Genomic DNA, 23,959 nt, shown 5'->3' with positions numbered 1-23,959 from the left:
CTCAGACCCCTCCGGCGCCATCAAGGAATTCCAGTGGGTCGAAATCTTCGGGCAGATCTTCCATCAGCTTTTCAGCTTCGGCCATTTCGACCTCTTCATAGGTCTGCGGCTTCCAGATCTGGAAGGTATCGCCCGCCGCGATAAAGAAGGCCTCACCCTCCAGCCCGATCTTGTTGCGCAGCTTGGCCGGAAGCACCAGACGCCCGGTCTCGTCCACCGTTGTCGGCAGGGACTGGCCGTTGAACATGCGTTCCAGGATCTTGCGCTCGCGCGAGCCGCGCGGCAGGGCTGCGATCTTGGCATCGACCTCGTCGATCGCCTCGATGGTGTAGCATTCCAGGAATTTGCGGCGTTCATCGCCGTAGACGATTACCAGTTCGGGGCTGTCCCCGGGCTGCCAGTTGGGATCACTGGCCTCAAGAACACGGCGAAAGGTGGCGGGTATCGACACCCGCCCCTTGCTGTCCACCTTATGGTGGCTTTCGCCTCTGAACCTGCGGCCCAATTTACCGTCCCTTTTTCGCGTCCCTCGCGAGATATCTGCCCCCCGAAAGTAAAAGGGGCGGGCTGATCTGCTGCCACTGATCAACCCGCCGCCTGTCCCGCTGTGCGGGGGTGTCCGACTGCGCACGCCATCTGGGGGGATGTCTGCTCGCCCGCGCGCCGGATCTCTTTGTTCGATGAAAGCGAAGGCCTGTATGAAACCTGCTTTTTTTGATTTTTACGGGGTCGTTTGGCGCCCCATCCTTGCTCTCCGTCGATGTAGAAAGGGATACTATGGGAATTCAGGGTACGGCAACTAATTTCTTCACGGCAACGTGGGCAAGCATGGGCCAGATGCCTCAATTTCCGTTAACCCTTGATTAACAATTCGGCCAAATTCCGCCTAATTTGGGCAAGGTTAATGATAAGTAACTACATATAGTGGCCACAACAACGCCCCAAAATGACCCATAGTTTCCCAGAAAAAGTTTCAAGAGCCTCGCGGGGCACACCTATGTTCACGGTACACCCCCACCCTTTTCTGCAACAACCCGGGCAGGGAGAGGCAAAACACCCCTTGGCCCCATGGAATTGGGCAAATGTGATTCGCGGCGGGACCCGCAACCACCGCAGCGAGCCCATGATTTCCCACGACCCGACCTCTGCAGTGCAGCCCATGGTTTCCCATCGACCGCGACTACACGAGGGTCGGGGCGAAAAATTGGGATGTCCTAATGGGATGACATGGGACAGAGGCACAAAACCGCAGCCTGATCGCACCAGATCAAGCCGCACCCCGGCAGGCCCCGCCCGCCCCGCGCCCAGACAAAGGGATCGCATCCCACCAGCACAGAGCGGTGACGCCTCGCAGAGGCAACAGGGACCGCAACAGCGACCCATCCGGGGCGGGACATCACGGCAGAGGCAGGCCTGCACGACAAAATGAAGACACCGGACCGCCTGCGCAGCCCGGCACCTATTATGCATTCAGATAGATGTAGACTGACCGGAAAACTGGGTCAGGCCATACCGCCCTGCACCAGACCAGAGGCAATCCGGCCATAGGCCTCGGCCATGGCCCCCTCGCCCGCGGCAACAGGCGTGCCACCATCCCCCGCCAGGCGGGTCTCAAGATCGATGGGCAGCGCCCCCAGAAGCGGCAAGCCCAGCTTTTCAGCCTCGGCCGCCACCCCGCCATGACCAAAGATGTGATGATCGCCGCCGCAGTCGGGACAGGTGAAGAAGGACATATTCTCGATCAGTCCCAGAACCGGTGTTTTCAGCTGGCTGAACATGTCCAGCGCCTTGCGTGCGTCGATCAGCGCCACGTCCTGCGGGGTGCTGACAACGATGGCGCCGGTCAGCTCTGCCTTGGTGCACAGCGTCAGTTGCACATCACCGGTGCCGGGCGGCAGATCTACGATCAGCACGTCCAGCTCTCCCCAATTGACCTGCCCCAGCATCTGCTGCAACGCGCCCATCAGCATCGGACCGCGCCAGACCACGGCTTTTGCCTCATCCACCATGAAGCCAATCGACATCACCGTGACGCCATGGGCGTGCAGCGGCTCGATGGTCTTGCCGTCCGGGCTGGCAGGCCTGCCCGTTACCCCCATCATGCGCGGCTGGCTGGGACCATATATATCTGCATCCAGCAGACCAACCCGCCGCCCCTGCCGCGCAAGGGCCACCGCGAGATTGGCACTGACTGTAGATTTACCGACGCCTCCCTTGCCCGAAGCGATGGCAAGAATGCGCGCCACCCCAGCGGGCTTTATGGGCCCTTGTTGCGGTTTCGGGTGGCCGCCGACCTTGAGCGAGGGCGCCCCCTGCCCGCCACCGGGTGCGGATGCCACCGGAGTATGCGCGGTCAGCGCCGCCGTCACGCTGGACACGCCATCAAGAGCGAGGACCGCCGCTTCGGCGGCGCGGCGCAGGGGTTCCATCTGCTGGGCAATCGCCGGGCTGGGCGCTTCGATCACGAAGCGGACGGTGTCACCGTCGACACTGAGCGCCCGCAACATATCCCGGGACACCAGGGTGCCCCCATCCGGCAAGGCCAGCCGCTCCAGCGCGGCGCGAATCTGATCGTGGGTCACCGGCATGGCGCTCTCCTGTCTTTCCCGCCCCTCTTTGGGCGCCCACCCTATATAGGAGCGTCCGCGCCAGCCCAAGCGCGATTGCCGTAACGGCAGCTTTACGCATCCCAGACATAAACCGCCGCAAGAATAGGCAATTTTTCCAACCCCGCACAAAACCACACCAATTTTCCGCACTTCCCCCAGATGACCCATGCAAATGCTGCATGGCAGAAATGCTGACTCTTGGGATTGTGCAGTTGCAGCATTTCCCTAAATTGGTGTTCAAGAAACGCCTTTAACGGCACACGGAAATTTACGGAACTGAGGATCTGCCCAATGGCTGCAGTAAATCACATCACCGCCCACAAGGGCTCGCTGGCCGCAAACGGCCTGGGCCTGATCGACGAGATGAAACTGAAAATCGCGCGTTACCGTCTGTATCGCGAAACCCTGAATGAGCTCTCCGCCCTGTCGAACCGCGAACTGGCGGATCTGGGGCTGAACCGCTCGATGATCAAACGTCTGGCCTACCAGGCCGCATACGAAAACGCATAACCGAGATCAGGCTCTTTTCTCCTCCTCCCTAAAGGGCCTGTGTTCCGCGGTGACATCTTCCTCCTCCCTGATGTCACCGCACCCCATACCGGGATCAAACCCGGGATCTGATACATCCGGTCTTCTCCTCCCTTCTGACCAGATGTTGTTCAGAGCGGCGACACCTCTCCTCCTCCCTGGTGTCGCCGCACCTCATACCGGGTTCAAACCCGGACGCTGATACATTCGGTCTCTCCTCCCATTTGACCGGATGTTGTTCAGAGCGGCGGCGCCTCTCCTCCTCCCTGGTGCTGCCGCACCTCATACCGGGATCAAACCCGGGACCTGATGCATCCGGCCCTCCTCCCATTTGGCCAGATGTTGTTCAGAGCGGCGGCACCTCTCCTCCTCCCTGGTGTCGCCGCACCTCATACCGGGATCAGACCCGGACGCTGATACATTCGGTCTCTCCTCCCATTTGGCCGAATGTTGAAAAGAACGGCGGTGCCTTCCTCCTCCCTGGCACCGCCGTTTTTGCATTTAACGCCCCCCAGAAATCACCCGACACCATCGCCAGCCGCTGCGCGCCCGCCCTTTTCGCGCCGCAGCCGTTGCAACGGGGCAATGGCGCGGGGGCGCTGGCAGCATCGCTGCCAGCGCCCCCGCGCCCGGATCGGATCGCAACGCGATCCGACCGCATCATTCCATTTTCAGATTAATATGCTCAGGGCAGCCAGAAAGCAGACTGGCTCCGGCACAGCTCAAAACGGCACATCGTCATGGGCGGTGACGAATTTCGCGATCACCTTTTTCACCCCGGCCTTTTCAAAATCCACTTCCAGCTTGTCACCTTCGATGCCGGTGATCGCGCCATAGCCGAATTTCTGATGGAACACCCGCTCGCCAATCGTAAAGCTGGAGGTCGCCGTCAGGTCGATCACCTGATTGCGGCTTTCCCTTGGCTGCGACAACCCGCGCTCCCCGGCCCGCGCCTGCATGCGCTTCCAGCCCGGCGAATTATAGCCATCCGCCTGCGCCATCCGTTCGTCGATTCGGGACTGCACTGGCGTACCGCCCGCCGCTGCGCCATAGCCGCCGCCGTATAGCCCCGGCGGCGTAAGCACCTCCACGTGTTCTTCGGGCAGTTCATCAATGAACCGCGAGGGCAACTGTGACTGCCACTGTCCAAAGACCCGGCGGTTACCCGCAAAGGAAATCGTGCAGATCTTCTCCGCCCGGGTGATGCCCACATAGGCAAGGCGCCGCTCTTCCTCGAGCCCTTTGAGACCGCTTTCATCCATCGACCGCTGCGAAGGGAATAATCCATCCTCCCAGCCCGGCAGGAAGACGGCCGGAAACTCCAAACCCTTGGCCGCGTGCAGGGTCATGATGCTGACCTTCTGCTCGGCGTCCTGTTTATCGTTGTCCATCACCAGGCTGACGTGTTCGAGGAAGCCTTGCAGGTTCTCGAAATTCTCCAGCGCCTTCACCAGTTCCTTGAGGTTCTCCAGACGGCCCGGGCTATCCGGGTTCTTATCCATCTGCCACATGGCGGTATAGCCGCTTTCATCGAGGATAATCTCGGCCAGCTCCATATGGCTGATGTCGGAATCGCCTGCCATCCGACCCCAGCGGCGCAGATCCTCGGTCAGCTGACGCAGCGCCGCGCCGCCCTTGCCCTTGATCTCACCGCTGTCGACGGCCAGCCGTGCCCCTTCGAGCAGCGAAACGCCATTCTCGCGCGCCGCGATCTGGATCTTCTGCTGCGCCTTGTCGCCAAGGCCCCGCTTGGGCGTGTTGACGATGCGCTCAAAGGCCAGATCGTCCTCCGGCGAGACCACCAGCCGAAAGTACGCCATGGCGTCGCGAATCTCGAGCCGCTCGTAGAATCGCGGCCCGCCAATCACACGGTAGGGCAAGCCGATGGTCAGGAAACGGTCCTCAAAGGCGCGCATCTGGTGGCTGGCGCGCACCAGAATCGCCATCTGGTTCAGATCCACCGGATCCTGCCCACGGGTGCCGCGCTGCATGGCTTCGATCTCTTCCCCGATCCAGCGCGCTTCTTCCTCACCATCCCAATGGCCGATCAGGCGCACCTTTTCGCCGCCAGTTGCCTCGGTCCACAGCTCTTTGCCCAGACGCCCTGCATTGCCCCGGATCACGCCGGAGGCCGCCGCAAGGATATGTTCGGTCGAGCGATAGTTCTGCTCTAGCCGCACCACCTTGGCACCGGGAAAGTCTTTTTCGAACCGCAAGATATTGCCCACCTCGGCTCCGCGCCAGCCATAGATCGACTGATCGTCATCGCCGACACAGCAGATATTCTTGTGCCCGGCCGCCAGCAGCCGCAGCCACATATACTGCGCGACGTTGGTATCCTGATATTCGTCGACCATGATGTAGCGGAACCAGCGTTGATACTGAGACAGCACATCCGGATGGTTTTGGAAGATCGTCACCATATGCAGCAGCAGATCGCCAAAATCGACGGCATTCAATTCTTTCAGGCGGGCCTGATACTGGGCATAGAACTCGGTGCCGCGATGGTTATAGGCGCTGGCAGCGGCCACTGGCACGCTCTCCGGTGTCAGGGCGCGGTTTTTCCAGTCGTCGATGATCCCGGCCAGCATCCGCGCCGGCCAGCGTTTGTCATCGATCCCGGCGGCTTGGATCAGTTGCTTCAGGAGGCGGATCTGATCGTCGGTGTCCAGAATGGTGAAATTCGATTTCAACCCGGCCAGTTCTGCATGGCGGCGCAGCAGCTTGACGCAGATCGAGTGAAAGGTGCCGAGCCAGGGCATGCCCTCGGCAGGCTGGCCCAGCATCCGGCCGACCCGCTCTTTCATCTCGCGCGCGGCCTTGTTGGTAAAGGTCACGGCGAGGATCTCGTTCGGGCGCGCCTGTCCCAAGGTCAGCAGATGCACGATCCGGGTGGTCAGCGCCTTAGTCTTGCCGGTGCCGGCGCCCGCCAGCATCAGAACCGGCCCGTCCAGGCATTCCACGGCGTCCCGCTGGGCTGGGTTCAGCCCATCCAGATAGGGTTTGGGGCGCGCAGCCATGGCGCGGGCGGAGAGGGAAGCGCCCTCAAAGGCGTCCATTTCATCGAAACTGCTCATGGGCGTGATCCTAGCGTGATTCATCTGCGCGGGAAAGGGGACGTTCACACTATGTTCACGCCTCTTTTTTACCGCGAACCGCTCCCCAGTGGCGCCGCTGTCTGCGCCCGCCTGGGCCCCTGTTAGAATTCTGTAACATTTTCGCTAGACTTTCGCTGCAAAGCAGCAATTATGCGCCGCATGAACATGCACCAGGATCTGCACCTGCATTACCCCGGCCTGTCTGACCTGCGCGCAGCAGCACGCAAGCGCCTGCCCCGCTTTGTTTGGGAGTATCTGGACAGCGCCACCGGCACCGAAGCCACCCAAAGGCGCAACCGCACCGCGCTGGACCGGGTCGGCTTCCTGCCCTCCATCCTGCACGGCCCGCTTGAGATCGACCTGTCGACGCAGCTGTTTGGCGCGACGCTACCGCTGCCCTTTGGCATTGCGCCGGTGGGCATGTCGGGACTGATCTGGCCCGATGCCGAAGGCCACCTGGCCCGCTGCGGCGCCCGCAGCGGCCTTCCCTACAGCCTGTCGACCGTTGCAAGCCAATGCCCCGAAGATCTGGCGCCGCATCTGGGCGAGCAGGCCTGGTTCCAGCTTTACCCCCCCAAGGACGAAGGCATCCGCAAGGACATGCTGGCACGGGCCCGGGACGCGGGCTTCAAGGTGCTGGTGCTGACCGTGGATGTCCCTGTCGCCTCACGGCGGGAACGGCAAACGCGATCCGGCCTCACCCAGCCGCCGCGCCTCACGCCGCGCCTGCTGGCGCAGGTGGCGATGCGCCCGGCCTGGGCCATGGGCATGGCCCGTCAGCACCGACACGAGGGCGGCATGCCGCATATGCGCACGCTCGACAAATACACCGCTGAGGCCACCGGTGAGAGCCGTTCCTCCACCGCCCATATCGGGTATCTGCTGCGCACCTCGCCCGATTGGGACTATGCGCGCTGGCTGCGCGATCACTGGGATGGTCCTTTTGTGATCAAGGGCGTGATGCGCGCCGAGGACGCGCAGCCGCTGGAGACGATCGGCGTCGATGGGCTCTGGGTGTCGAACCACGCCGGGCGCCAGTTCGACGGAAGCCCCGCCGCCATCGAAGTGCTACCCGAGCTGCGCGCCGCCACGGACCTGCCGCTGATCTTTGACAGCGGCATCGAAGGTGGCCTCGACATCCTCCGGGCACTGGCGCTTGGCGCCGATTTCGTCATGCTGGGCCGCGCCTTTCACTTCGCGCTGGCCGCGCTGGGGCCGACCGGTCCCGACCATCTGATCGACATCCTGAAAAAGGATCTAGAGGCGAACATGGGCCAACTCGGCACGCCCGATCTTGCCTCTTTGCCAGCGGCCAGACCGCTCAACCACACCGCCCCGTGAGCCCGCTTTCGCTCCGCGCGGCGGAAAAGCACAAAATGAGAGCGCAATCATGCCCCGCACTACCCAGTACTACGGGTATACTGCACGCCAAGATGCGCCTAACACATCGCCAGACTGAACGACCTCGGGGGAAGATATGACCGACTTCAAGAAAATTCTGATCGCCAACCGCGGCGAGATAGCGATCCGCGTGATGCGGGCTGCGAATGAAATGGGCAAGAAGACCGTTGCGGTCTACGCCGAGGAGGACAAGCTGGGCCTGCACCGGTTCAAGGCGGATGAAGCCTACCGGATCGGCGAAGGCTTGGGGCCTGTGGCGGCCTATCTGTCGATTGACGAGATCATCCGCGTTGCCAAGGAAAGCGGCGCAGATGCGATCCATCCGGGCTATGGTCTGTTGTCCGAAAACCCCGATTTCGTCGATGCCTGCGCCCGCAACGGCATCACCTTCATCGGCCCCAAGGCCGAGACGATGCGCGCCCTTGGCGACAAGGCCTCGGCGCGGCGCGTCGCGATCGAGGCTGGCGTGCCGGTCATTCCCGCGACCGAGGTGCTGGGCGATGACATGGACGCCATCCGCAAGGAAGCGGGTGAGGTCGGCTATCCCTTGATGCTCAAGGCTTCCTGGGGCGGTGGCGGTCGCGGCATGCGGCCGATCCTCTCCGAGGCTGAGCTGGAAGAGAAAGTTCTGGAAGGCCGCCGCGAGGCCGAGGCCGCCTTTGGCAATGGCGAGGGCTATCTCGAAAAGATGATCACCCGCGCCCGCCACGTCGAGGTGCAGATCCTTGGCGACAAGCACGGTGAGATCTATCACCTGTTCGAGCGGGATTGCTCAGTCCAGCGCCGCAACCAGAAAGTCGTGGAGCGCGCCCCGGCGCCTTACCTGAGCGAAGACCAGCGGGCCGAGATCTGTGATCTGGGCCGCAGAATCTGTGCGCATGTGAACTATGAATGCGCCGGCACCGTCGAATTCCTGATGGATATGGAAACCGGCAAGTTCTACTTCATCGAGGTGAACCCGCGGGTGCAGGTGGAGCACACCGTCACCGAGGAAGTCACCGGCATCGATATCGTGCAGGCGCAGATCCTGATCGCCGAGGGCAAGAGCATTGCCGAGGCCACCGGCAAGGCCGATCAGTCCGAGATCCGCCTCAATGGTCATGCGTTGCAGACCCGGGTCACCACCGAGGATCCGCTCAACAACTTCATCCCTGACTATGGCCGCATCACCGCATATCGGTCGGCCACCGGCATGGGCATTCGCCTTGATGGCGGCACCGCTTATGCGGGCGGGGTGATCACCCGCTATTACGACAGCCTCTTGACCAAGGTCACCGCCTGGGCACCCACCCCGGAAAAGGCGATTGCTCGCATGGACCGCGCCTTGCGCGAATTCCGCGTTCGCGGTGTCTCCACCAACATTGCCTTTGTCGAGAACCTGCTGAAGCACCCGACCTTCCTCAGCAATGAATACACCACCAAGTTCATCGACGAGACGCCGGAGCTGTTCAACTTCGCCAAGCGCCAGGACCGCGGCACCAAGGTGCTGACCTATATCGCCGACATCTCGGTGAACGGTCACCCGGAGACCGAGGGCCGCGCCGAGCCGAAAGCGGGTCTGAAGGATCCGCGCCCGCCGAAGGTCGAGACCGGCGCCCTGCCCTATGGCACCCGCAACCTTCTGGAGCAGAAGGGCGCCCAGGCGGTGGCCGACTGGATGAAGGCGCAGCGGCAGCTGCTCTTGACCGATACCACCATGCGCGACGGCCACCAGAGCTTGCTCGCCACCCGCATGCGCTCCATCGACATGATCCGCGTGGCACCCGCCTATGCGCAAAGCCTCAGCCAGCTGTTCTCGGTGGAATGCTGGGGCGGTGCGACCTTTGATGTGGCTTATCGCTTCTTGCAGGAATGCCCCTGGCAGCGGCTGCGGGATCTGCGCGAGGCGATGCCCAACGTGATGACCCAGATGCTGCTGCGCGCCTCCAACGGGGTGGGCTATACCAACTACCCCGACAACGTGGTGCAGGCCTTTGTGAAACAGGCCGCGATCACCGGCGTCGATGTCTTCCGGGTCTTTGACAGCCTCAACTGGGTGGAGAACATGCGCGTCGCGATGGATGCGGTGGTGGAGAGCGGCAAGATCTGCGAAGGCACCATCTGCTATACCGGCGATATCATGGACCCGGACCGGGCCAAGTATGACCTCAAATACTACGTCGGCATGGCCAAGGATCTGGAAGCCGCAGGCGCCCATATTCTGGGCCTCAAGGATATGGCGGGGCTCCTGAAACCCGCCGCCGCGCGTCAGCTGGTGAAGGCGTTGAAGGAAGAGGTCGGCCTGCCGGTCCACTTCCACACCCATGACACCTCCGGCATCGCCGGGGCGACCATTCTGGCCGCCGCCGATGCGGGCGTCGATGCAGTGGATGCAGCGATGGATGCGTTCAGTGGCGGCACCTCGCAGCCCTGTCTGGGGTCGATCGTCGAAGGTCTGCGCAACACCGACCGCGACACCGGGCTGGATATCGCCAAGATCCGCGAGATCAGCGATTACTGGGAACAGGTGCGGGCGCAATACGCGGCCTTTGAGTCTGGCCTTCAGGCTCCGGCCTCGGAAGTTTACCTGCACGAGATGCCGGGTGGCCAGTTCACCAACCTCAAGGCGCAGGCGCGCTCCTTGGGACTGGAAGAGCGCTGGCACGAGGTCGCCCAGACCTATGCGGATGTGAACCAGATGTTCGGCGATATCGTCAAGGTGACACCCTCCTCCAAGGTGGTCGGTGACATGGCGCTGATGATGGTGAGCCAGGGCCTCAGCCGCGAAGAGGTGGAGGATCCGCAGACCGACCTCTCCTTCCCCGATTCCGTTGTCGACATGCTGCGCGGCAACCTCGGCCAGCCGCCGGGCGGCTTTCCGGCGGGTATCGTGGACAAGGTGCTGAAAGGCGAAAAGCCCAACCTCGAGCGCCCCGGCAAACATCTGGAGCCGGTCGATCTGGAAGCCACCCGCGCCGAGCTGTCCCAGCAGCTGGAAGGCAAGGCAGTCGATGATGAGGATCTGAATGGCTACCTGATGTATCCCAAGGTGTTCCTCGATTACATGGGCCGCCATCGCCAGTACGGCCCGGTGCGCAGCCTGCCGACACGGGCGTTCTTTTACGGGATGGAACCGGGCGAGGAAATCTCGGCCGAGATCGACCCCGGCAAGACGCTGGAGATCCGCCTGCAGGCCATCGGCGAGACCGATGAGAACGGCGAGGTGAAGGTGTTCTTCGAACTCAACGGCCAGCCGCGGGTGATCCGGGTGCCGAACCGTCTGGTGAAATCCACCACCGCTGCCCGTCCCAAGGCCGAAGCGGGCAACCCCGACCACATCGGCGCGCCGATGCCCGGCGTCGTCGCCTCGGTCGCGGTACAGGTTGGCCAGCAGGTGCATGAGGGCGACATGCTGCTGACCATCGAAGCGATGAAGATGGAAACCGGCCTGCACGCCGAACGCGACGCGGTGGTCAAGGCCGTGCACGTCCAGCCCGGCGGCCAGATCGATGCAAAGGACCTCCTCATCGAACTGGAATAAGACACAAGGCCCAGACCACAAAACTACAAGCCGCAGCCCAAAAAGGCTGCGGCTTTTTTCGTGCCGCACGCAGGCCGGATCCACTGCCCCGCGAATACGCGACAACGGGGAAAATTCGGCAAGCCTCCTCATTTCGCTGCTGTCAATCTTGATCCTTTGCGGGACCAGCCCAAAATAGCTGCCAGTTTTTATCCAGTTTTCGAGGTTTCCAATGTCTTCAGCGAAATTGACAGCTCCTGTCGGTCAGTCCCCACGCTCCAGTTCCGGGGATGAGGTCAAGAACAAACCAGACGACGTGCTGTTGGTGCGCAGGATGCTGGAGGCCAATAAGATCGGCCCCCTTGGCGCCTCCAAGAAGATGGACACCGGCCTGCTGAAGGCCATCGGCACCTTTCAGAAGAAAAGCGGCTTCAAGAATCCCGACAAGGTCGTCGATCCAGGCGGGCGCACCTTCAAGGCGCTGCTGCCAGCCTACAAGAAGATGAAGGCCGAAGAGGAAAAGGCCGCCAAACAACCGATGATGGAGGTTACCTTCCGCGGCAAGAAAATCCGCTGTACGCCCAAGGAATACGAGAAGGTCAAGCTGGACGTCCTCAAACGGCTGACGCCCTATATGAAATCGGTCCTGCGCAACCATGAAACCGCGCTGGAGACCTATCAGCACTATCTTGACGTGGCTCAGCTGAAAGATGGCGTGCTGAACGCCGTCGCGCAGGTCATCATCATCGAGGCCGGATCGGTCAAGATGCCCGATAACAAGCTCTGTGGCCGCTCCATCCGTGCCAGTGGCAAGCTGGAGCGGGCGATCATGACAAAGGACCTCAAGCTGATCGATGAGGCGCTGCCCGAGGCAGAAAAGGCGATTGGCGCCTTCAACGCGGACCTTTTGCGGTTTCTGAAGGAATTCACCGGCTCTGCCCGGACCACGGCCACCGTTCTGTCGGTCTCCTCGGCTGCCTGCTTTGCCGTCGTCGGGGCGCTGGCAGCCCCGGTTCTGGTGACAGGTGCGGGCATGACGGCTGGGGGCGCGGCGGTCACCTCTGGTGCCGGTGTCGGCCTTCTGCAAAGCGCCAGTCAGGAGCTTGGCAAACATGCCAGCGGTCAGAAGGTGACCGTCTGGGGCTCTATCCAGGCCATGGTGATCGATGGCACGGTTGGCGGGCTGACCGGCGGGATCGGCAGCAAGGTGCCGCTAGGGTTCTGCGATGATGCCGCCAAATGGGTCGCGCCCAAGCTGGCGTCCAAGGTCGCGTTCCTGTCCACCAAACAGCTTGAGAAATTCATCGCCAATTACATCGCCGGCTCCGGACAAGAGGTGATCAAAACGGTTTTGGGTGAAGCCGTGAAGGAAGTCGGCCGGATCATGAAGACCGGCAAGCCCCCGACCGAAAAGGAATTCCAGGCCATCGTAACCTCACTTCTTTATTCGGCACTTCTTGGCGGGATGGTGAAGAACCTCGGCAGCTTCCAGAAAAAATGGGCCTATAAGAACAAGGACCTTCTGCAAGGCACGATCCTGCCGGACCGGCTGGCGAAACTGGCCAAGACCAACAACATCCCAAATACGCTCAAGGCCAAGCTCTGGGCCGAGGTGATGAACAAGGTCAGCGATGAAAGCCTGAAGGTCGGCTATGGCGTGATTCTGTCCCGCGCCACCGGCAAGGAAAGCGAGGCACAGATGACCGATATGGCTGCCAAGGCCGCCGCCAAGGACAAGGCGTTGATGAAACTGGTCGACAACGAACTGGCCAAGGCGCTGAAAAAGCACAAGATCCCGGTCAAATAATCACCTCAACGGATACGCCCCAAGGGCCGTGGGGACCACTCCCCCTGCCCTCGGCATCCCGCCCGCGCTTCCGGGGCGCGCATTCCCTCGCGTGAACCCGCTCTGAATCGGCTTCAAAAGCCCCGCAGGATTGTTCAGTGTTAAGTTCCAAAAACGAACCCACTTATCACACTGCAATTCCTATGGGGAGGATACGCCGATGCTTCCGATTACATCACTTTATGCCGGCGGGGCGGCGCTCTTGTTTGTCTACCTGTCGCTTGGCGTCAGTCGCCAGCGGCTGAAACACAAAATTTCCGTCGGAGATGGCGGCAATCGCGCATTACTGATGGCCATCCGCGCACAGGGGAATTTCGTGGAATATACCGCACTTGGCCTGGTTCTTCTGGCGCTGAGCGAAGCACAGGGCGCACCGGCACTGGCCACGCATGCGCTGGGGGTGATGTTGCTGGGCGGGCGGCTGATGCACGCGGTCGGTTTTACCGCGCGCCCGCAGATCCTGATCCTGCGTCAGGCCGGGATCGTGCTGAACCTTCTGATGCTGCTCGTCGCAGGGCTGGGTCTGATCGCGCACACGCTTTTCTAAGGTGAGGAGTAGCTGCCTCTAAACGTCGTGCCACTGCACCGGGGCCGTGACCTCTGGGGCGCTGATCGTCTTGACGTAGACGGGCGCGGGCCGGATCGCGCCCGGGTCGACCTCAGATGCGGTTTCCGGGCTCTGTCCCCCCGCGGGCGACAGCGCCTTGGCCAGCGCTATGGTCGCGATCAGCGCGCCAATACGGGCATAATCGGCAGGTTTCATCTTAGACAGTTCCCCTCTGTTTCTTTTCGTCTGTATGAAACGCAGCAGCCCGCAGGTTCCGTCGCAGAAAATGAGAGTTTTTTCCGGAGCGGCGCGATTTTCCACTTGCAGCCCCGCGGCGGAATGAATATTTCACCCCTCACCGAATGGCAGCGCGGGCGTAGCTCAGGGGTAGAGCATAACCTTGCCAAGGTTAGGGTCGGGCGTTCGAATCGCCTCGCCCGCTCCATTTGGACCACTAAAAGGCCGCCGCTCTGGCGGCCTTTCGTGTTTTCGGATCCTGGTGTTTTTGGGCCTTGCCAGCTCCTGTCGCCGCAGGGGAAGACGCCGCGAGAGACTTGCGCGGAATCGCCTTTGCGAGTACCACTTCTGCGCAAGGAACAGAGCAAGAACGACAAACGGGGCTGACAGGCAGGATGCTGACATCGGTTGAACTATGCGCAGGTGCAGGCGGCCAGGCCCTTGGGCTGGAGCGTGCGGGCTTTGATCACACCGCGCTGGTCGAGATCGACAAACACTGCTGCGCCACCCTGCGCCACAACCGCCCCACATGGAACGTGCTGGAAGAGGACGTGCGCCGGTTCAAGGAAGAAGCCAGTGATTACAAGGGCATCGACCTGCTGGCCGGCGGCCTGCCCTGCCCGCCGTTTTCCGTCGCTGGCAAACAGCTGGGCGAGCAGGACGAGCGCAACCTCTTTGACGATGCCATCGATATCGTCGATGCCACCCGCCCCCGCGCGGTGATGATCGAAAACGTCCGCGGGTTTCTGGACGCAGTGTTTCATGACTACCGCGAAAAGCTCAAAGGCCAGCTGTCGAAACTGGGCTATGAAACTGATTGGCGGTTACTGAACGCCTCGGACTTTGGCGTGCCGCAGCTGCGCCCGCGCGTGGCCATCGTGGCCCTGCGCAAGGAATTTGCCGGGCAGTTCAACTGGCCCGACCCGCTTCCGCACAACCCGCCCACGGTGGGCGCCACCCTGCTTGACCTGATGCAGGAACGTGGCTGGCGCGGCGCCGAAGACTGGGCCGCCAAGGCAGATGAAATCGCCCCAACCATCGTTGGCGGCTCCAAGAAACACGGCGGGCCGGATCTGGGTCCCACCCGTGCGCGCCGCGCCTGGGCCGCTCTTGGTGTCGAGGGGCGCACCATCGCCAATGAGGCGCCCGATCCCTTTCACAACGATATGCCCCGCCTGACCGTTCGGATGGTGGCGCGTATCCAGGGCTTTCCCGACGCCTGGCATTTCACCGGCGCCAAGACCAACGCCTACCGTCAGGTCGGCAATGCCTTCCCGCCGCCAGTGGCCGAAGCGGTGGCTCGCCAGTTGCGCGCCGCGATTGCCAAGCCGAACCTTCATGCCGTGCGGGCCTAAAACCGCCTTGCCCAATCTGAGCCAAGAGCTGGGCCCGGCGGCCGGGCGGAGCCCAGGATGAAACAGACCCTTCCCGACAGCCTGATTCTGCCCGGACACCCGGATTATGACCTCCTGACCGAGATCGCAGGCGAGATCACCGCCCGCGCAGGTGGCGCGATGGAACTGGCGAGCCGGTTTCCAGCCATGCTGCGCACCTGCATCGACGATGTGATCATGACGCCGAAAACCGGGCGCCGCGCCTATGAGGAACTGGAAAAGACCGAAAAGACCTATATCGGCACCCGCGTCGAGATCGAGCTGCGCGCCCTCTTGCGGCTGCCCCGGGGCCGCCTGGATACCGAGGTTCTGGGCCGCGACATGGATATCAAGAACACCATGGGCAGCAATTGGATGATCCCGACCGAAGCGCTGGATCAGGTCTGCCTGCTGGTCGCCGCGGACGAGGCTCGCGCGCGCTGCTACCTTGGCCTGATCCTGGCGCGGCCCGACTACCTTACTGCCGGGCAGAACAAGGACGCCAAACGCTCTGTCTCGGCCATGGGGTTCGGCCATATCCTGTGGCTGCTGAGGGATCATCCCTACCCAGCGAATTTCTGGCGCAGCCTGCCCGAGGAGACCGTCACCCGGATTTTCTCCGGCGCCACCGGCAACGAACGCATGGCGCGGCTGTTCCGGCTTGTTCAGGGCCGCCCGGTCGACCGCGACGTGGTCGAGGCGGTGGCCCAGCAAAAGGACTTCATGCGCCGCATCCGCTCGGACAAGGGACGCGGCACCCGCGATATTCTGGAGCGCGAGGGGATCCTGCTGTTGTCGGGACAATACGATGGCCAGCTGATCCGCGCGCTGGATCTGCCCGCCTGCCCCGCCAGCGCCTTTGTCTCTTGCCAGCCTGAAACAGAGCAGCATCGGCGCATGGCGCTGCAGGCCGGGTTCGATCTGCCCAGGGCGTGAATGCCAACCTCCCCCACCCATCGGGCGGCTCTGCTTTTCTGTACCGGCGGGCATAATTTTCCTCTTGCACAGTCTCCGTGAAGCTCCTAAATACCCGCTCATCGAATGGTAGCGCGGGCGTAGCTCAGGGGTAGAGCATAACCTTGCCAAGGTTAGGGTCGGGCGTTCGAATCGCCTCGCCCGCTCCATTCGGATCAAAACAGCCGCCCTCCGGGGTGGCTTTTTGTTTTCCGCTTTCCCGCATTCGACCAGTCATAGAAATCCCCGCAGAGGCGGCATTTTTCCCTTGCAGCCCCCCGCATGATTTCCTAAACACCGCTCACCGAATGGCAGCGCGGGCGTAGCTCAGGGGTAGAGCATAACCTTGCCAAGGTTAGGGTCGGGCGTTCGAATCGCCTCGCCCGCTCCATTTGGATACAAAAACCGCCCTTCGGGGCGGTTTTTGCATTTTTGGCCCCTTCCTCCCTCCTCCTATCTCATAGGCCAACCCCCCGCTGCCACCTTTTGATCAAATTCCTTTTGACGCCACCTACAAAACGCGCCAATGCTTGCCGCATCCCTGCCCCGTGCAGTCCGCCGTTCCAGCCCGCCCCGCGCGTTTTTCTTCAAAGGAGTTCAGTCATGGCACCTGTCATCTATCCCACCACCAACCTGACCGCGACCGAGCAGATGTGCATTGACCACGCCCAGGGGATCTATGTCTACGACACCGACGGCAAGGAATATATCGAAGGTCTGGCAGGTCTGTGGTGCACCTCGCTGGGCTATGGCAACACCGAGCTGATCGAGGCGATCACCGAGCAGCTGACCAAACTGTCCTTTTCCCACACCTTCGGAGGCAAGACCCACGCGCCGATCCAGGAACTGGCGGAAAAACTGAAGACCATGGTGCCAATCGAGGATGCCTATTTCTTCTTCGGCAACTCCGGCTCGGATGCCAATGACACCCATTACAAGATGCTGCGTTACTACTTCAATGCCATCGGCAAACCAGAAAAACGCAAGATCATCACCCGCGAGCGTGGCTACCATGGTGTGACCGTCGCCGCCGGATCGCTGACCTCCCTGCCCGCAAACCTGGCGCATTTCGACGCGCCCGTTGAGGCTCTGCACATCCTGCGCTCGGACGCACCGCATTACTACACGGGCCGCAAGGGGAACGAGACCGAAGCGCAATTTGTCGACCGTATCATCGACAATCTGGAGCAGCAGATCATTGCCGAGGATCCCGACACCATCGCCGCCATGATCATGGAGCCGATCACCGGCGCCTCTGGCGTGATCGTCCCGCCCGAAGGCTATTACGAGAAACTGCAGGCGGTTCTGCGCAAATATGGCATCCTGGTCTGGGCGGATGAAGTCATCACCGGCTTTGGCCGCACCGGCGCCGATTTCGGCTGCACCACCATGGGCATCAAACCCGACCTGATGACCTTCGCCAAACAGCTCTCCTCGGCCTATTTCCCGATCTCCGCCTCCGTGATCCCCGGCTGGATGTACAAGGAAATGGTTGCGCCCTCGAATGAGGTCGGCGTCTTTGGCCACGGCTACACCTATTCCGGTCACCCTGCCGCCTGCGCCGCCGCCCTCAAAACGCTGGAAATCTATGAGCGTGACAACCTGTTTGATCATGCGGCCGAGGTCGGCGATTACATGCAGGCGCAACTTCGCGAAATCTTCACTGATCACCCGCTGGTGGGCGAGGTCCGCGGCAAGGGGCTGATCGCGGCGCTGGAACTGGTGTCGAACAAGACCACGGGCGCAACCGTGCCCGGCGGCAAGGGCGGCGCCCTCGCGGTCAAGGCCTGCCAGGACGAAGGCCTGATCCTGCGCGCAGTCGCGGGTAACGCGCTCGCCTTCTGCCCGCCGCTGATCATCACAAAGGCGGAAGTGGACGATATGCTGAAACGCGCCAAATCCGCCGTGGACAGCACCTATGAAGCGCTGAAGGCCGAAGGGCTGATCGACGGCTAAGCCCACCCTCGCGCCCCGGACCGCCCAAAGACCGGGGCGCGATCTCGGTCCTGCCGATCTGCGTCTCTTCTGCTGTATTTTCCCCTTACTCCCGCCAGCGCTTTGACCTGTAACTGAAACCGGTTTGGTATCAGTAATTGCAGGAGACATGCATATGGTTGAGTTGATCTATGAAGGCACGGAACGCTACGTGATGACCCAGAGCGGCATCGGCTGGTTCAGTTTTCATTTCAACCTGAAGGCCGAAGTTACGGACGCATCATCCACTGGGTTTACCCTGATGCGAAATACCGATCTTGGCATTCCCGGCTTTGATCCGATCCCCGACACCTCTCCCGATGTCTACAACGGGACTGGCCTGCAATTCCAAAGCATCACCCGCGACGGCCACAGTATCCTGACACCGTATTCCGGATTGATCGAGGGCGTCACCGAAACCGGCACCAATTTCACCACAACGGTCACCAATCTCAACATTGATGCAGAAGATTTCTTCCGCGTGTCTGAAACAGACCGCAACCGGGACAATGTGAAATTGTTCAAACAGGTCTTTTCCGGAGATGACTTCTTCGATCTGGGGTCCCGCGGAGACAAGGTCAAAGGCTACAATGGCAATGATGAAATGCTGGGCCGGGGCGGCGGTGACAAGCTTTGGGGCGGGCGTGGCAATGATACCCTCAAGGGCGGCGGCGGCCGTGACCTTCTGCAGGGGGATCAGGGCGATGACATGCTGGCGGGGGGCCGCGGCGCCGACACCTTCAAGTTCAAGGGGCGCAACATCGGCGATGATACGATCGAGGACTGGCGCGATGGGACTGACCTCATCGCCATCAAACACCGCAGCGTTGATGATTTTTCTGATCTGACGCTGACCCAGAATGGCAACGATGCCGTGATTTCCTATCGCGCGGGCAGCATTACCCTGGCGGATACCAATATTTCCGATCTGGACGGGTCGGATTTCCTGTTCTGATTTAGGTCTTCTTCAGGTGCATCGGCGCAGGAACGAAAAACGCCTGATCTCCGGCAGGGGATCAGGCGTTTTGCAGCAGCAATGCGGACGGCTCAGAAAACCTTGTAGGTCATCGTGGTTAGCGAGCGTTCGATATTCGGGATCACCAGCAGGTGGTCGTTGATGTATTTCCCGACATCCGCGTCCTTGGGGATGTAAAGCTTCATCAGCAGGTCGTATTCGCCGCTGGTGGAGTAGAGCTCGGAATGAATTTCGCGCAGGGCGATATCTTCGGCCACCTTGTAGGTGGTGCCGGGTTTGCAGCGGATCTGGATGAAAACGCAGGTCGACATGGGCGCCCCTTCATTGGGTTTTCTTGAGTAACGATTTGGCCGCTAAGCTGGCACGCCGCGCAGGCAGGCGCAATCCCACAGATGCAGCTGCAACAGGGCCCGAGTTTCGATTTACGCGCTCTTGAGTGAGACAGCCCCTGCACCCTATAAGCGCAGCACCAGCCCATGGGCGCCATATGGCCCAAGGGGCAGTTTGACGAAGGATGGCCCGCAGATGCGCAGCGCTCAGATCACCCGCTCCACCGCCGAGACCGAGATTTCGGTGGAGATCAACCTCGATGGTACCGGGGCATATGACAACCAGACCGGTGTCGGCTTTTTCGATCACATGCTGGACCAGCTGGCGCGGCACTCGCTGATCGACATGACCATTCGCGCCAAGGGTGATTACCACATCGACGATCACCACACGGTCGAGGATACGGGCATTGCGCTGGGTCAGGCGCTGGTCGCCGCGCTTGGCGACAAGAAAGGCATCCGCCGCTATGGCGAATGCCACCTGCCGATGGACGATGCCCAGGTGCGCTGCGCGCTGGACCTGTCGGCGCGCCCCTTCCTGATCTGGAACGTCACCCTGCCGACGCCCAAGATCGGCACCTTCGATACGGAACTGGTGCGCGAATTCTTTCAGGCGCTCAGCACCCATGGAGGCATCACCCTGCATATCGACCAGCTCCACGGGTTCAACAGCCATCACATCGCCGAAGCGGCGTTCAAGGCCGTGGCCCGCGCCCTGCGCGATGCGGTCGAAACCGACCCGCGCAAGGCAGACGCCATCCCGTCGACCAAGGGCGCGCTCTGACGTCTTTTCAGACCGCAATCAGACCGTGGCGCCCAGCGGCGCGCCACGGCCCCGGCGCAGGATCCATTCCGCGAGCAGCAGATTGGGCACCCAGGCCAGCCAGCAGATGATCGGATAGCTGGCCTCAAACCCCACGGTAGCCACCCCGATCGGCAGATAGATCCGCAGCGTTACCGCCGCCAGCGTCAGTGCGGCAGATCGGATCATCCAGACCCGGTGCTGCGCGATCCGGCGGTTCCAGACGTGCCAGATCGCCGTGCCGGTCACCCACAGCCAGAGCAGCGACAACACCCCCAGGCCCGCCGCGGCCACCGGCCCCTCCTCGGTTGTATAGGCCAGCCAGATACCGCTGATCCCGGCCAGCAGGATCGCGACGCCGTATAGACGCCCCAGCCAGCGGTGCAGCCCACGGCGCCGCTGACGGATCCTCGTGGAGAACTGCACCGGCAGCAGTGCCAGCGAGATCGGCGCAAGGCCGATGTGCAGGTAGAGCATCAACGGCCGCTCCAACGCGTGATGCAGCATCGCGGGCATCACCAGCGCGATATCGGCAATCAGGAACCGGTAAGATCCCACCGCGATCAGCACCGCAGACACCCACACCGTCATGATAACCCATCTGGGATAGCCCATCGCCCGGGTTTCACTCGACATCTCATCCCTCCTTGCGCCCTTGGGCGACTCAAACTTTACACTGTCAAGTTAACATCTGGCAGGCAAACTTGACGCCGTCAAGATGAAGGGCGATACCTGCCGCATGACAAAAGAAGACGTGAAAAGCCGCCATCACCACGGCGACCTGAAGGCCGCTCTGATCAAGGCAGGCATCGATCTCCTGGAGGAAGGCGGCCTCAGCGCGCTGTCTTTGCGCAAATGCGCTGCACGCGCCGGGGTGTCGCACGCGGCGCCCGCGCATCATTTCGACGGGCTGGCGGGGTTGAAACAAGCCATCGCCGAGGAAGGCTTCCGTCTGTTTTCCTCCTACCTGCAAAGCGCCTGCGACAGCGGCGCGCAGGATCCCCACGGGCGGGTCCACTCGCTGTGCCAGGGCTATCTGCAATTCGGGCTGGATCATCCCGGCATCCTCGCGGTGATCTTTGGCGATCAGGGACTTGCGGGTCTGGTCCATGGCGGTGGCAAGGAAGAGGCCGACGCCTATCTGACCTTGCGCGCGGTGGCCGCGCCCTTTGTGGCGCCCGGTCAAGACCGACTGGTGGTGGAAACCCAGATCTGGTCGCTGATCCACGGGTTTACCCTGCTCTACCTCGCCGGGGAGTTCGGCAACCCGCCCCCCCCCATCGACGACGGCCCTTTGACGCAGGTGATCGCCCTTCTGGACCGGCTGGAGCCTGTAGCGCCCTCTTGACCCCGGGACGGTTTCCGGCCACTTCAAAGACGCAAGACAGGAAGGACCAGGCCCCATGCTGACGGCGATCATCGATTACGAAAGCGGCAATCTCCACTCTGCCGAAAAAGCCTTTCAGCGCATGGCGCGCGAAATGGACGCGGGTGAGGTTGTGGTCACATCCGACGCCGATGTGGTGGCCCGGGCAGACCGTCTGGTGCTGCCCGGCGATGGTGCCTTTCCCGCCTGCGCCGCCGAGCTGCGCGGTCACAAGGGCATCTATGATGCCATGGTCCACGCGGTCGAGGACAAGGGACGTCCTTTCCTTGGAATCTGCGTCGGCATGCAGCTGATGGCCACCACCGGCCACGAATACGAAGACACCCCCGGTCTGGACTGGGTGGGCGGCGATGTGGTGAAGATCACCCCCGAGGATCCCGCCCTGAAGGTGCCACATATGGGCTGGAACGATCTGGTGATCGACCACGACCACCCGGTGTTTGCAGGTATTTCATCGGGCGATCACTGCTACTTCGTGCATTCCTACCATTTCCGCGTCGCGGACCCGGCCGAGCGGCTGGCGCATGTGGACTATGGCGGCGATGTTACCGCCGTCATCGGCAAGGGCACCATGCTGGGCATGCAGTTCCACCCGGAGAAAAGCCAACACGTCGGCCTGCGCATGATCGGCAATTTCCTGACCTGGGCGCCCTGACGCCGCCCCTGCTCCCGCTGCGGCTTAGGCTGCGCTTTTGCGTAAAGACACCGGAGCGCAGCCATAAGCCTTGCGAAAGGCGCGGGTGAAGCCTTCGGGGGAATCATAGGCATAGCGGCGGGCCACCGCCTCGACCCGATCACCGCGCAGCATGTCCTGCCGCGCCAGTGTCAGCCGCCAGCGCCGCAGATAATGCATCGGGCTTTCGCCGACCTGCTGGGAAAACAACTCGGAAAACCGTGACAGGGACAGGCCCGCCTCGGTCGCTAGATCTTGCGTGGTCCAGACCCGGCCCGGATGGTCATGCATCGCCACGATGGCGCGGGCCAGCCGCGCATCAGAAAGCCCCGCCAACAGGCCCGGCTCCGCCGTGCCCACCTCGATTAGGTGCCGCAACAGCCGCACCATGGCCGCCTGCCCCAGGCTGGCCAGAATACTCTCGGCGCCGCAGCGGTGCACGGCCAGCTCCTGCTGCATCAGATCGAGCACCGCGCACAGCCCTGTCGCGTCAGCCAAAGCCACTTCGACCCGCACCGGCAATGCAGCCACCAGCGGATTATGCTCCCCGGCCCAGTCCACCCGCAGCGCAAGGCTGGGTCCGTCTTCTGCCTGCGGCACCGCCCCACCGGCAAAGAACACCAGCCGCGCCAAAGCCCCGTCCGGATCGGTATAGACACGCAGGTTTGCCGCCTCCGGCGTTGCCACCTCGACCGTCATGCGAAACCGGGCCATCAGGCTCGACAATCTGTCCATTATCTCTCTCCCGTGCAGAGTTCCGGTGTTTTTGTCAGATTTTTCGGATTTTTCAAGCAATGATCCGTTGCACAAGGCCACCACCATCACTCACGGCCGCTTATGCGGCAGCAACATTCATACTCGGAGACCTGCTATGCTGATCCCCCGCCAGAAAACCCCGAACCTGTCCCTGCCGCTGCTGGGCGGCGGCACCTTTGATCTGTCCAAGGCAGACAGCGAACGCGGCACCGTCATCTGTTTTTACCGGGGCCTGCACTGCCCGATCTGCGCCAACTACCTGAAAGAGCTGGAAAAGAAGACCGCCGATTTCGCTGAGCGCGGCGTTGCCACCATCGCCATCAGCGCCGACGGCGAAGAGCGCACCCAGGCGATGGCCGACAAGATCGAAGCCAAATCCCTGCGCTTTGCCTATGATCTGCCGCTGGACGTGGCAAAGGAATGGGGCCTCTACATCTCGACCTCGCGTGGCACCACCTCGATCGGTCTGGAAGAGCCCGCGCTGTTCTCCGAGCCGGGCCTGTTCATGGTGACCCCCGAGCAGACCCTCTACTACGGCTCGGTTCAGACCATGCCCTTCGTGCGTCCGCATTTCTCGGAACTGGTATCAGCCCTCGATTTCGCCATCGCCAACGACTATCCGGCGCGCGGCGAATACACCGGCGCCGTCTGATCGGCCTGCCTGATAGGCCTACCTGATAGACCGGTCTGACGGAGCAGTCGGACCGGTCCCAGAGATCAACGCGCCGCGGGTGAAGCTTCCAATCTGGCGCGTTGTTCCCGCCGGGCTGCCCTCCCGCAGTCCGGCACCGGCGTTTGCGCCAGGCGCCCCCCCTCACGCCCCGCCGCGTTTTCCACCCGCCCTTTCTTGACAATTTTTATCAGGCTGAGTAGCACAGCCCTGCCAGGTACCGGACTCTGTGGCCCAATGCCCAGTCACCATGCAGCAGCTCTGCCGCATCCCCGACCCAGCAAATCATTTGAATTTTGC

20 protein-coding genes and 3 tRNA genes are annotated in these 23,959 nt (G+C 62.0%); 16 read left to right on the top strand and 7 right to left on the bottom strand.

All coding sequences use genetic code 11. From position 1 onward, the window contains the following. Position 1: 1 nt before the first annotated feature. Both mraZ and JL2886_RS16785 read right to left on the bottom strand, forming a co-directional pair. Positions 2-505 carry a division/cell wall cluster transcriptional repressor MraZ gene (mraZ, locus tag JL2886_RS16790; protein ID WP_082996115.1) on the bottom strand — a complete coding sequence of 168 codons (504 nt, stop codon included), beginning with the start codon at positions 503-505 and terminating at the stop codon, positions 2-4. A gap of 997 nt (positions 506-1,502) precedes the next feature. Further along, positions 1,503-2,588, bottom strand: a complete 1,086-nt coding sequence (locus tag JL2886_RS16785; protein WP_065273039.1) for an Mrp/NBP35 family ATP-binding protein — start codon at positions 2,586-2,588, stop codon at positions 1,503-1,505. 312 nt (positions 2,589-2,900) lie between these two features. Here JL2886_RS16785 and JL2886_RS16780 point away from each other — a divergent pair, with 312 nt between their 5' ends. Beyond that, positions 2,901-3,119, top strand: a complete 219-nt coding sequence (locus JL2886_RS16780) for a DUF1127 domain-containing protein (RefSeq protein ID WP_065273038.1) — start codon at positions 2,901-2,903, stop codon at positions 3,117-3,119. Between the two features lie 740 nt (positions 3,120-3,859). On the opposite strand, the gene JL2886_RS16775 is transcribed toward JL2886_RS16780, so the two are convergent. Beyond that, complete coding sequence (locus JL2886_RS16775; protein WP_065273037.1) at positions 3,860-6,214, bottom strand: ATP-dependent helicase; 2,355 nt, start codon at positions 6,212-6,214, stop codon at positions 3,860-3,862. A gap of 171 nt (positions 6,215-6,385) precedes the next feature. Between JL2886_RS16775 and JL2886_RS16770 the strand changes: the two genes are divergently transcribed. The 4 genes from JL2886_RS16770 (at position 6,386) to JL2886_RS16755 (ending at position 13,528) form a co-directional block, all read left to right on the top strand. Beyond that, positions 6,386-7,576 (top strand): alpha-hydroxy acid oxidase, encoded by a 1,191-nt coding sequence (locus JL2886_RS16770; RefSeq protein ID WP_065273036.1) that lies wholly within the window; start codon positions 6,386-6,388, stop codon positions 7,574-7,576. 136 nt (positions 7,577-7,712) lie between these two features. After that, positions 7,713-11,156: a pyruvate carboxylase gene (locus JL2886_RS16765; protein ID WP_065273035.1), complete on the top strand. Its 3,444-nt coding sequence runs from the start codon at positions 7,713-7,715 to the stop codon at positions 11,154-11,156. Between the two features lie 211 nt (positions 11,157-11,367). Then, positions 11,368-12,942, top strand: a complete 1,575-nt coding sequence (locus tag JL2886_RS16760) for a hypothetical protein (protein ID WP_065273034.1) — start codon at positions 11,368-11,370, stop codon at positions 12,940-12,942. Positions 12,943-13,141: 199 nt separating this feature from the next. After that, positions 13,142-13,528: an MAPEG family protein gene (locus JL2886_RS16755; RefSeq protein ID WP_065273033.1), complete on the top strand. Its 387-nt coding sequence runs from the start codon at positions 13,142-13,144 to the stop codon at positions 13,526-13,528. An 18-nt stretch (positions 13,529-13,546) separates the two neighbouring features. Here JL2886_RS16755 and JL2886_RS16750 read toward each other — a convergent pair whose 3' ends face one another. After that, positions 13,547-13,744, bottom strand: coding sequence for a hypothetical protein (locus JL2886_RS16750; protein WP_065273032.1), 198 nt, complete (start codon positions 13,742-13,744; stop codon positions 13,547-13,549). Positions 13,745-13,898: 154 nt separating this feature from the next. Here JL2886_RS16750 and JL2886_RS16745 point away from each other — a divergent pair. From JL2886_RS16745 to JL2886_RS16715, 7 genes are all read left to right on the top strand, one after another. Further along, positions 13,899-13,973 (top strand) — tRNA-Gly (locus JL2886_RS16745). Positions 13,974-14,160: 187 nt separating this feature from the next. Next, complete coding sequence (locus JL2886_RS16740) at positions 14,161-15,120, top strand: DNA cytosine methyltransferase (RefSeq protein ID WP_065273031.1); 960 nt, start codon at positions 14,161-14,163, stop codon at positions 15,118-15,120. Positions 15,121-15,177: 57 nt separating this feature from the next. Then, positions 15,178-16,074 carry a NaeI family type II restriction endonuclease gene (locus JL2886_RS16735; protein WP_065273030.1) on the top strand — a complete coding sequence of 299 codons (897 nt, stop codon included), beginning with the start codon at positions 15,178-15,180 and terminating at the stop codon, positions 16,072-16,074. 113 nt (positions 16,075-16,187) lie between these two features. Further along, positions 16,188-16,262, top strand: a tRNA-Gly gene (locus JL2886_RS16730). Between the two features lie 146 nt (positions 16,263-16,408). Then, positions 16,409-16,483: transfer RNA gene (locus JL2886_RS16725), tRNA-Gly, on the top strand. 212 nt (positions 16,484-16,695) lie between these two features. After that, positions 16,696-18,048 (top strand): aminotransferase, encoded by a 1,353-nt coding sequence (locus JL2886_RS16720; protein WP_065273029.1) that lies wholly within the window; start codon positions 16,696-16,698, stop codon positions 18,046-18,048. 154 nt (positions 18,049-18,202) lie between these two features. Further along, positions 18,203-19,021: a calcium-binding protein gene (locus JL2886_RS16715; RefSeq protein ID WP_133245383.1), complete on the top strand. Its 819-nt coding sequence runs from the start codon at positions 18,203-18,205 to the stop codon at positions 19,019-19,021. A 92-nt stretch (positions 19,022-19,113) separates the two neighbouring features. Here the strand turns inward: JL2886_RS16715 and JL2886_RS16710 are convergent, their stop codons facing one another. Next, a complete protein-coding gene (locus JL2886_RS16710; protein ID WP_065273027.1) occupies positions 19,114-19,353 on the bottom strand; it encodes an Lrp/AsnC family transcriptional regulator in 240 nt (79 codons plus the stop codon). A 214-nt stretch (positions 19,354-19,567) separates the two neighbouring features. Between JL2886_RS16710 and hisB the strand changes: the two genes are divergently transcribed. Further along, positions 19,568-20,155: an imidazoleglycerol-phosphate dehydratase HisB gene (hisB, locus tag JL2886_RS16705; protein ID WP_065273026.1), complete on the top strand. Its 588-nt coding sequence runs from the start codon at positions 19,568-19,570 to the stop codon at positions 20,153-20,155. Positions 20,156-20,173: 18 nt separating this feature from the next. Here the strand turns inward: hisB and JL2886_RS16700 are convergent, their stop codons facing one another. Next, the gene (locus JL2886_RS16700) at positions 20,174-20,809 is read right to left on the bottom strand and encodes a DUF2306 domain-containing protein (protein WP_116560349.1); all 636 of its coding nucleotides are present in this window, start codon (positions 20,807-20,809) and stop codon (positions 20,174-20,176) included. A 103-nt stretch (positions 20,810-20,912) separates the two neighbouring features. Between JL2886_RS16700 and JL2886_RS16695 the strand changes: the two genes are divergently transcribed. Both JL2886_RS16695 and hisH read left to right on the top strand, forming a co-directional pair. After that, positions 20,913-21,521 carry a TetR/AcrR family transcriptional regulator gene (locus JL2886_RS16695; protein ID WP_065273785.1) on the top strand — a complete coding sequence of 203 codons (609 nt, stop codon included), beginning with the start codon at positions 20,913-20,915 and terminating at the stop codon, positions 21,519-21,521. Between the two features lie 55 nt (positions 21,522-21,576). Continuing rightward, positions 21,577-22,215, top strand: a complete 639-nt coding sequence (hisH, locus tag JL2886_RS16690; protein WP_065273025.1) for an imidazole glycerol phosphate synthase subunit HisH — start codon at positions 21,577-21,579, stop codon at positions 22,213-22,215. Positions 22,216-22,239: 24 nt separating this feature from the next. Here hisH and JL2886_RS16685 read toward each other — a convergent pair whose 3' ends face one another. Further along, positions 22,240-22,968: a helix-turn-helix transcriptional regulator gene (locus JL2886_RS16685; protein WP_065273784.1), complete on the bottom strand. Its 729-nt coding sequence runs from the start codon at positions 22,966-22,968 to the stop codon at positions 22,240-22,242. Positions 22,969-23,104: 136 nt separating this feature from the next. Between JL2886_RS16685 and JL2886_RS16680 the strand changes: the two genes are divergently transcribed. Next, positions 23,105-23,641, top strand: a complete 537-nt coding sequence (locus tag JL2886_RS16680; protein WP_065273024.1) for a peroxiredoxin-like family protein — start codon at positions 23,105-23,107, stop codon at positions 23,639-23,641. Positions 23,642-23,959 lie beyond the last annotated feature (318 nt).

The organism is Phaeobacter gallaeciensis, assembly GCF_001678945.1.
Classification (GTDB): domain Bacteria; phylum Pseudomonadota; class Alphaproteobacteria; order Rhodobacterales; family Rhodobacteraceae; genus Phycobacter; species Phycobacter gallaeciensis_A.
Note: the sequence above shows the minus strand (reverse complement) of the source record. Positions and strands in the feature narration are given on the sequence as shown.

Excerpts from the sequence above, each read along its gene's own strand:
- JL2886_RS16685 (WP_065273784.1), bottom strand. The coding sequence starts at position 22,968 with ATGGACAGATTGTCGAGCCTGATGGCCCGGTTTCGCATGACGGTCGAG.
- JL2886_RS16785 (WP_065273039.1), bottom strand. The coding sequence starts at position 2,588 with ATGCCGGTGACCCACGATCAGATTCGCGCCGCGCTGGAGCGGCTGGCC.
- JL2886_RS16760 (WP_065273034.1), top strand. The coding sequence starts at position 11,368 with ATGTCTTCAGCGAAATTGACAGCTCCTGTCGGTCAGTCCCCACGCTCC.
- JL2886_RS16780 (WP_065273038.1), top strand. The coding sequence starts at position 2,901 with ATGGCTGCAGTAAATCACATCACCGCCCACAAGGGCTCGCTGGCCGCA.
- JL2886_RS16755 (WP_065273033.1), top strand. The coding sequence starts at position 13,142 with ATGCTTCCGATTACATCACTTTATGCCGGCGGGGCGGCGCTCTTGTTT.
- JL2886_RS16680 (WP_065273024.1), top strand. The coding sequence starts at position 23,105 with ATGCTGATCCCCCGCCAGAAAACCCCGAACCTGTCCCTGCCGCTGCTG.
- JL2886_RS16710 (WP_065273027.1), bottom strand. The coding sequence starts at position 19,353 with ATGTCGACCTGCGTTTTCATCCAGATCCGCTGCAAACCCGGCACCACC.
- JL2886_RS16765 (WP_065273035.1), top strand. The coding sequence starts at position 7,713 with ATGACCGACTTCAAGAAAATTCTGATCGCCAACCGCGGCGAGATAGCG.
- JL2886_RS16700 (WP_116560349.1), bottom strand. The coding sequence starts at position 20,809 with ATGTCGAGTGAAACCCGGGCGATGGGCTATCCCAGATGGGTTATCATG.
- JL2886_RS16735 (WP_065273030.1), top strand. The coding sequence starts at position 15,178 with ATGAAACAGACCCTTCCCGACAGCCTGATTCTGCCCGGACACCCGGAT.
- hisB (WP_065273026.1), top strand. The coding sequence starts at position 19,568 with ATGCGCAGCGCTCAGATCACCCGCTCCACCGCCGAGACCGAGATTTCG.
- JL2886_RS16695 (WP_065273785.1), top strand. The coding sequence starts at position 20,913 with ATGACAAAAGAAGACGTGAAAAGCCGCCATCACCACGGCGACCTGAAG.
- JL2886_RS16770 (WP_065273036.1), top strand. The coding sequence starts at position 6,386 with ATGCGCCGCATGAACATGCACCAGGATCTGCACCTGCATTACCCCGGC.
- hisH (WP_065273025.1), top strand. The coding sequence starts at position 21,577 with ATGCTGACGGCGATCATCGATTACGAAAGCGGCAATCTCCACTCTGCC.
- JL2886_RS16720 (WP_065273029.1), top strand. The coding sequence starts at position 16,696 with ATGGCACCTGTCATCTATCCCACCACCAACCTGACCGCGACCGAGCAG.
- JL2886_RS16740 (WP_065273031.1), top strand. The coding sequence starts at position 14,161 with ATGCTGACATCGGTTGAACTATGCGCAGGTGCAGGCGGCCAGGCCCTT.
- JL2886_RS16775 (WP_065273037.1), bottom strand. The coding sequence starts at position 6,214 with ATGAGCAGTTTCGATGAAATGGACGCCTTTGAGGGCGCTTCCCTCTCC.
- JL2886_RS16750 (WP_065273032.1), bottom strand. The coding sequence starts at position 13,744 with ATGAAACCTGCCGATTATGCCCGTATTGGCGCGCTGATCGCGACCATA.
- JL2886_RS16715 (WP_133245383.1), top strand. The coding sequence starts at position 18,203 with ATGGTTGAGTTGATCTATGAAGGCACGGAACGCTACGTGATGACCCAG.